Source organism: Mesorhizobium sp. M7D.F.Ca.US.004.03.1.1 (assembly GCF_003998635.1).
Classification (GTDB): domain Bacteria; phylum Pseudomonadota; class Alphaproteobacteria; order Rhizobiales; family Rhizobiaceae; genus Mesorhizobium; species Mesorhizobium loti.
Genome location: NZ_RZQG01000312.1, coordinates 1 through 6,302 on the forward strand (window position 1 = coordinate 1; position 6,302 = coordinate 6,302).

The 6,302-nt window shown below is 63.2% G+C and carries 10 protein-coding genes and 2 pseudogenes; 5 read left to right on the top strand and 7 right to left on the bottom strand.

Translation table 11 applies throughout. The features are described 5' to 3' along the window. The 3 genes from EN935_RS18135 to EN935_RS18145 all read right to left on the bottom strand — a co-directional run. A partial coding sequence (locus EN935_RS18135) for a heme-binding protein (RefSeq protein ID WP_164771190.1) occupies nucleotides 1-375 on the bottom strand: 375 nt, incomplete at its 3' end. 165 nt (nucleotides 376-540) lie between these two features. Next, complete coding sequence (locus tag EN935_RS18140) at nucleotides 541-774, bottom strand: hypothetical protein (protein ID WP_023810948.1); 234 nt, start codon at nucleotides 772-774, stop codon at nucleotides 541-543. 77 nt (nucleotides 775-851) lie between these two features. Continuing rightward, nucleotides 852-1,373 carry a helix-turn-helix domain-containing protein gene (locus EN935_RS18145; protein ID WP_127264665.1) on the bottom strand — a complete coding sequence of 174 codons (522 nt, stop codon included), beginning with the start codon at nucleotides 1,371-1,373 and terminating at the stop codon, nucleotides 852-854. Between the two features lie 96 nt (nucleotides 1,374-1,469). Between EN935_RS18145 and EN935_RS18150 the strand changes: the two genes are divergently transcribed. From EN935_RS18150 to EN935_RS18165, 4 genes are all read left to right on the top strand, one after another. Beyond that, nucleotides 1,470-2,306, top strand: coding sequence for an alpha/beta hydrolase (locus EN935_RS18150; protein ID WP_109664984.1), 837 nt, complete (start codon nucleotides 1,470-1,472; stop codon nucleotides 2,304-2,306). 120 nt (nucleotides 2,307-2,426) lie between these two features. Continuing rightward, nucleotides 2,427-3,083, top strand: a complete 657-nt coding sequence (locus EN935_RS18155) for a glutathione S-transferase family protein (protein WP_109664988.1) — start codon at nucleotides 2,427-2,429, stop codon at nucleotides 3,081-3,083. A gap of 5 nt (nucleotides 3,084-3,088) precedes the next feature. Further along, nucleotides 3,089-3,424 (top strand): metalloregulator ArsR/SmtB family transcription factor, encoded by a 336-nt coding sequence (locus EN935_RS18160; protein WP_127264664.1) that lies wholly within the window; start codon nucleotides 3,089-3,091, stop codon nucleotides 3,422-3,424. 11 nt (nucleotides 3,425-3,435) lie between these two features. After that, a complete protein-coding gene (locus EN935_RS18165) occupies nucleotides 3,436-3,900 on the top strand; it encodes an SRPBCC family protein (protein WP_127264663.1) in 465 nt (154 codons plus the stop codon). Between the two features lie 34 nt (nucleotides 3,901-3,934). Here the strand turns inward: EN935_RS18165 and EN935_RS18170 are convergent, their stop codons facing one another. The 3 genes from EN935_RS18170 to EN935_RS18180 form a co-directional block, all read right to left on the bottom strand. Then, entirely contained in the window at nucleotides 3,935-4,198 is a 264-nt protein-coding gene (locus EN935_RS18170; protein WP_109664997.1) for a metalloregulator ArsR/SmtB family transcription factor, read from the bottom strand. Between the two features lie 32 nt (nucleotides 4,199-4,230). Next, nucleotides 4,231-5,478, bottom strand: coding sequence for an MFS transporter (locus EN935_RS18175; RefSeq protein WP_127264662.1), 1,248 nt, complete (start codon nucleotides 5,476-5,478; stop codon nucleotides 4,231-4,233). A gap of 90 nt (nucleotides 5,479-5,568) precedes the next feature. Continuing rightward, nucleotides 5,569-5,763, bottom strand: coding sequence for a DUF1192 domain-containing protein (locus EN935_RS18180; protein ID WP_027047479.1), 195 nt, complete (start codon nucleotides 5,761-5,763; stop codon nucleotides 5,569-5,571). 123 nt (nucleotides 5,764-5,886) lie between these two features. On the opposite strand from EN935_RS18180, the pseudogene EN935_RS18185 reads away from it, so the two are divergent. Further along, a pseudogene (locus EN935_RS18185) lies at nucleotides 5,887-6,084 on the top strand (NAD(P)H-quinone oxidoreductase); the annotation flags it as partial. Here the strand turns inward: EN935_RS18185 and EN935_RS18190 are convergent. Further along, a pseudogene (locus EN935_RS18190) lies at nucleotides 6,072-6,302 on the bottom strand (alcohol dehydrogenase catalytic domain-containing protein); the annotation flags it as partial. The pseudogenes EN935_RS18185 and EN935_RS18190 overlap by 13 nt on opposite strands.

The following is a 6,302-nucleotide window of genomic DNA, read 5'->3' on the forward strand; positions in this document are numbered from 1 at the left end:
GTCATTGTCCGACGTGTCGCCTGAAATGCCGACGGCGCCGATGATGGCGCCGGCCTTGTCGCGGATCAGCACGCCGCCGACGACCGGCAGCACGCGTCCGCCCGACACGTCCGAGATGCCAGCGACGAGATGCGGGCGCTCCTTGGCGAAGGCCTCGACTTTGCGCGAGCCCATGCCGATGGCGAGCGCGCCGTAGGCCTTGCCGGCCGACATTTGCGGGCGCAGGAACGAGGCGCCGTCCTGGCGCTGGAAGGCGACCAGATGCCCGCCGGCATCGAGCACCGAGACGCCGAGCGGCTTGAGCTTGAGATCGGCGCCCTTGGCAAAGGCAGCATCGATGATTTGCCTAGCTTTTTCGAGCGGCAGTGCGGTCATGGCGGTCTCCTGTTTGAAACGCGTCGATCATTGACCGTCAACGGGCGAGATAACATCCCGGTTTCGGTTGAAATTGCTTCGCGTGAAGAGGCGGGATGGAAAGCGGCCTTTGCCGACACCATGCGGATAGGCCTTGACGCTTGTCTGGCTCCAGGCGTGGCTGGTCTATTTTTTCTTGGCGCGGGCCGGCTTCTTGGCGGGCGCCGCCGGCGCGTTGGCGAGATCTTCCGCTTCCTTGGCGAGACGGAGCGCCCGCAACTTGTTGGTCTTGGCCTGGCGGGCGTCGCTCTCGGCGACGTATTCGGCCATCGCCTTCTGGCGGACGGTTGCCGCCTCTTCCTGCTTCTTGAAACGCAGGTCGGCGCGCGCGCGGGCAGCATCCCGAGAGTTTTCAACCAAGACCTTATCCAATCCCGTAAAATGTGATTTTCCGCCTCTTCTAGCAGAGCCGGCCCCAAAACGGGAAAATAAGTTGGTTACGCGGCCGTGCTGGCGGCGAGGGTCTTGCTGGCGACCACCGCCTCATAGGCGGCCTGCAGGGTCGCGCGGACAGAAGGGCCAGACATCGTATCGAGCGGCATGCCGAGATGTTCGTGGCGCAACTCGTCCATGAATTTGTCCCACATCGGCTGTCCGCCCTTTTCCAGAAGTTCGGCGCGGATCGACAGTTCGTCGCTGACCGGCAGCCAGACGCGGCCCCAGGCGCCGAGATGGGCCAGGATAGGGACCAGCGTGATCGCCATCTCGGTCAGGCTGTAGATCGCCTTCTGCTTGTGCGAGGGATCATCGGCCTTGGTCAGCATGCCCAGCTCCATCAGGCGCTTCAGCCGGTCGGCGAGGATGTTGGAGGCAATGCCTTCCATCGATCCGTTGAGCATCTCGCGAAAATGGCGCCTGCCGCCGAAGATCATGTCGCGAAGGATGATCAGGCTCCAGCGGTCGCCGAACACTTCCAGCGACAGGTTGATCGGGCATCCGGACCGGCGATCCATGCTCATGAGATTTCTCCAAAACCGGTTGCATTATCGTATCAGTTTTATTATCGTGCAACCGATTGCTAAATGCAATCAGTTTTGCAGAGAGGAAGCCGCGCCATGACGACGATCGAACGCCCCGAAATCATATCCGAAGCCTTTGGCGACCCGGCGAACCCGCCGCTTTTGCTGATCATGGGAGCCATGGCCTCGATGCTCTGGTGGCCGGAGGCGCTGTGCCGGAAACTGACTGAGGCCGGCCTGTTCGTGATCCGCTATGACAATCGCGATACCGGCCGCTCGACCAAATACAAGCCGGGCGAGCCGCCCTACACATTCGACGACATGGCGGACGATGCAATGCATGTTCTCGACGACCACGGCATCGACAAGGCGCATGTCGTCGGCATGTCGATGGGCGGCATGATTGCACAGTTTGTGGCGCTCAAGCATCCCTCCCGCGTCGCATCGCTGACCGTCATTAGCAGCTCGCCCGTGGGAACCGACACCTCGCATCTGCCGCAAACGAGCGATGCCTATACCGAGCATTCGGCCGAAGGGGCCAAAGTCGACTGGTCGGACCATGGCCAGGTGGTCGATTTCATCGTCAGGGATGCGCGGGCGATCGCCAGCATCGCGCATCCATTCGACGAGGCCGGGACGCGGGCTTTCATTGAGCAGGATTACGACCGCTCCGGCGGCTTCCTGAGCGCGACCAACCATTTCATGCTCAAAGGCGGCGCCGCATGGAAGGGCCGCCTTCACGAGATGGAGGCTCCGCTGCTGGTCATCCACGGCACGGCGGATCCGATCTTTCCGGTCGAACATGGCGAGGCGCTGGCCGAGGCGGTCATTGGCGCAAAACTCATCCACATCGAAGGCGGCGGCCATGAGCTGCATCCGGACGATTGGCCGGAGATATCCGCGGCAATCGTTGCTCACATCCAAGCCAGCTGAGGCGGCACAGGCGGGTCTTGACGGACGGCGCCTGTCGCAATAGTTAAGTGAATGCTTGAGTATTGGCTCCGGTAAGCCGTGTATCGGCCACCGACGAACCACCAAACAGACGAGCGAAAAATGTCCCTGACGATTCATTTCCATCCGCTGGCCTCCTTCTGCTGGAAGCCATTGATCGCGTTGTATGAGAACGCCACGCCGTTCACGCCTGCCATCGTCGATCTCGGCGATGCAGAGTCGCGCGCGGCCTTCCTGAAGATTTCGCCGACCGGCAAGATGCCGGCGTTGCGCGACGATGCGCGCGACCGCACGGTGCTGGAATCGACCATCGTCGTCGAATATCTGGCCGCGCACTATCCGGGGCCGGTCGACCTCGTGCCGGCCGATATCGACCTGGCGCTGGCAGTCCGCCAGGCCGATCGCTTCTATGATTTCTATGTGCAGGAGCCGATGCAGAAGATCGTCGGCGACCGGTTGCGCCCCGACGACAAGACCGATCCATTCGGCGTCGAGCAGGCCCGCGATCAGCTGCGCAATTCCTACGCCATCATCGAGCAGGACATGCAGTCGAAGACCTGGGCGATGGGCGACACCTTCACCATGGCCGATTGTGCGGCGTCCCCCGCGCTTTTCTATGCCAACAAGGTCGAGCCGTTCGGCGACAATTATCCGGCCATGAAGCGCTATCACGACCGCCTGGTGCAGCGGCCTTCTTTCGCCCGGGTGATCGAGGAGGCGCAGCCCTACTTCAAGTTCTTCCCCTACAACAACGGCTGATCGCAATGCTGCACGATCCTGCCCAGCTCGACCGGATGTTCCAGGCGCTCGCCGATCCGGCGCGGCGACAGATGGTCGACCGGCTGTCGCGCGGCCCTGCTTCGGTCAGCCAGTTGGCCGAGCCGCTGGCGATGTCGCTGTCGGCTGTCGTCCAGCACCTGAATCTTTTGGAGGCAAGCGGCCTCGTGCGCACGCAAAAGCTTGGCCGGGTGCGCACCTGCCAAATCGAGCCGACGGCATTGAGAGCGGCAGAGCATTGGATCAATGAGCGGCGTCTCGCCTGGGAACTTCGGCTTGACCGGCTCGGTGATTTTCTCGCGGAAACCAAGGATGAGACCTGAAGGAGGCAATCATGACCCAACGTTCCGTCGTCCATTCCACCTTTGTCATCGAGCGCAGCTACCCTTCGGCGCCCGCAAGAGTCTACTTCGCGCTGAGCGATCCGGCCGCCAAGCGACGCTGGTTCGCCGACCCCGACAATCCGATGCCGAGCCGGCACGAGATGGACTTCCGCGTCGGCGGCAAAGAGGTCAATGCCGGCTGCCCGAGCGACGGGCAGATGCATTTTTACAACGCGGTCTATCAGGACATCGTGCCGAACCGGCGTATCGTCTATAGCTACGAGCTGTTGTTTGGCGATATCCGCGTATCGGTATCGCTGGCCACGATCGAAATTCTTGCCGAGGGCAAGGGCACGCGGCTGGTGCTGACTGAGCAGGGCGCTTTCTTCGACGGCCATGACACGTCATCCACGCGCGAACATGGCACGGGCGAGCTGCTCGACGCGCTCGGCGCATTCTTGCGCAAGGAAGCGTGAGGTGCGCGGCGCGTGTTGCGGCTGGCCGAACGGGTCAGGCTTCCCAGAACTGATCGAGCCAGATGTTGAGTTTGAGGAAGCCGGTGTTGCTCACCGTATAGACCCGCCTTGTTCCTTCCGGCTTGGCGTGGACCAGGCCGGCATCGAGCAGCACTTTCAGATGTTGCGACACGGCCGGACGTGAGACCGGCAAGCCGGCGGCTAGCTCGGTGACGGTTTTCGGGCCGCGGCGAAGTTCTTCCAAAAGATGGCGCCGGTTGGGGTCGGCAATCGCCATGAAGGCGTCGGAAAACATCATGCCTGTATTAGTGAGGCAAAGCCTTTCGAATCTCAACCGTCTGCTTCTGCTTTTCTTCTGGGATCAAGCCGCAATGCTTCGGGGGTAACTGAGCGGTCGGCCGGCTGCGTCTTGAAGGCATCACGGTCGCCGATCGGCACCGGCGCGCGGCGGCTGATGCGCAGCAGCGTATAGCCCGCCAGGCAAAGATGCGCGAAGGCGGTCGCGAGAAACAAGCCTTCCGGGCGCATCCAGCCCATCAGGGCGGCGGCCAGCAAGGGGCCGATCATCGTGCCGAAGCCGTAGAGCAGAAGCAGGCCGCCCGACACCTTGACGAAATCCTCCGAGCGCGCGTGGTCGTTGGCATGGGCCACGGCGATCGAATAGAGCGTGTAGGCGAAGGCGCCATAGGCTGCGGTGAAGACGATAACGAAAATGCTGGAGCGTGGCTCGAACAGGAAGATCAAGAGCGCGAACAAGGCCGCGCCGAAAGCCGCCCCCGCCAGCACGAAACGCCGGTCGGTCTTGTCGGACAGGCGTCCGGCCGGAAGCTGCATGGCGGCGCCGGCAACAACCACAAGGCTCATCATCAGGGCGATCTCGGCCGTGGAAATGCCGATGCGGGCGCCGTAAACCGCGCCAAGCGTGCCCCAGGCGCCGTTGGCGATGCCGATCAACACGCAAGCGACCGCCGACACCGGCGAGTTGGCATAAAGGCCTTTGACGTCGAGCGAAACATCCTGCAGCGGCTTGGGGTGGGAGGCGCTCGAGACCGCGGTTGGAATGAGCGACAGGCAAAACAGGATGCCGGTGATCATGAACAGCGACGCCGATTTCACATCGCCGCCGGCGACGATCATCTGCCCGCCCATGATCGAGGCATAGGTGACCATCATGTAGAGGCCGAAGACGGTGCCGCGGTTCTCGTTGGTGGCCTTCTCGTTCAGCCAGCTTTCGATGACCATGAAGGCCCCGGCCATGGTGAAGCCGGTGAAGGCGCGCAGCAGGATCCAGACATATTCGTCGATGATCAGTCCGGTGAGCAGCGCCACGATGGCGCCGGATGCGGCAAACGCACCGAAGGCGCGCACATGGCCTGCGCGGCGCACGATGCGCGGCGCGAAGAAACAGCCGGTGACGAAGCCACCGGCCCAGGCCGTGCCCATCAGGCCGAGCGATGCGGTCGAGAAGCCTTCCAGCTGACCGCGCAGCGGCAAGAGCAACCCGTGCAATCCGGACGCCGCGAGCAGGAAGGCGGTGCCGCGAAGCAGCGAGAGGATCGGTCGGTAGGTTGCGAACATTGTTTGATCCGGCTCGAGTGTGGCGGGGCGCTGGGTCTGAAGACAGTCGCATTCGGGCTTTTCGGCGGCGGGCTCTTTGCGCCCGCGCTGCTATCCGCGACGGAACAGTGCTTCGGCCGCCGATTTGGTGTTGTCCTTGGCCTTGAGCTCGGCCTCCAACCTGGCGATCTCGTCGCGCAGGATGCCGATGCGTTCCGACAGCTCGCCAACGGAAAGCAGGGACAGGTCCTGCCCGATCTCGTGCGGGCGAGCCTTCTTCTTGGGTTCGTCGTCGAAGATCGCCATCGTCGCTCCTCCTCCGCCAAGACCAGATTGGCCATTTGCCTGATTTGGCAATCAGCATACATAGGGCAGGGGCGTCGATGCAAACAGCCGGTCGGATAACGGCGAGAAAAGACGGGAAATCTCATGGCGAGCGGACAGAAAATTCCAGCAAGAATGACGGCCATCGCGATCTCGGTGCCGGGTGGCCCACGGGTGCTGAAGCCGGAAACGCGCGACGTGCCGCAGCCGGGTGCCGGCGAGATCCTGATCAAGGTGCATGCCGCCGGCGTCAACCGGCCCGATGTCCAGCAGCGCAAGGGCGCCTATCCGCCGCCGCCGGGCGTCAGCGCGCAGACACGGTCGCCGATGCGCCAGCGCGATATGTCGTCGCCAAGGGCCGCCACTTCGCCCGAGACCTCGAGGCCCGGCAGGTCCGACGCGCCGGGCGGCGGCGGATAGGCGCCCTTGCGCTGCTGGACATCGGGCCGGTTGACGCCGGCGGCATGCACCTTGATCAGGATCTCGCCGGCACCCGGCTGCGGCACGTCGCGCGTTTCCGG

Coding starts and splice junctions, on each gene's coding strand:
- EN935_RS18145 (WP_127264665.1), bottom strand. CDS start 1,373: ATGAGCATGGATCGCCGGTCCGGATGCCCGATCAACCTGTCGCTGGAA.
- EN935_RS18155 (WP_109664988.1), top strand. CDS start 2,427: ATGTCCCTGACGATTCATTTCCATCCGCTGGCCTCCTTCTGCTGGAAG.
- EN935_RS18150 (WP_109664984.1), top strand. CDS start 1,470: ATGACGACGATCGAACGCCCCGAAATCATATCCGAAGCCTTTGGCGAC.
- EN935_RS18160 (WP_127264664.1), top strand. CDS start 3,089: ATGCTGCACGATCCTGCCCAGCTCGACCGGATGTTCCAGGCGCTCGCC.
- EN935_RS18175 (WP_127264662.1), bottom strand. CDS start 5,478: ATGTTCGCAACCTACCGACCGATCCTCTCGCTGCTTCGCGGCACCGCC.
- EN935_RS18180 (WP_027047479.1), bottom strand. CDS start 5,763: ATGGCGATCTTCGACGACGAACCCAAGAAGAAGGCTCGCCCGCACGAG.
- EN935_RS18170 (WP_109664997.1), bottom strand. CDS start 4,198: ATGATGTTTTCCGACGCCTTCATGGCGATTGCCGACCCCAACCGGCGC.
- EN935_RS18165 (WP_127264663.1), top strand. CDS start 3,436: ATGACCCAACGTTCCGTCGTCCATTCCACCTTTGTCATCGAGCGCAGC.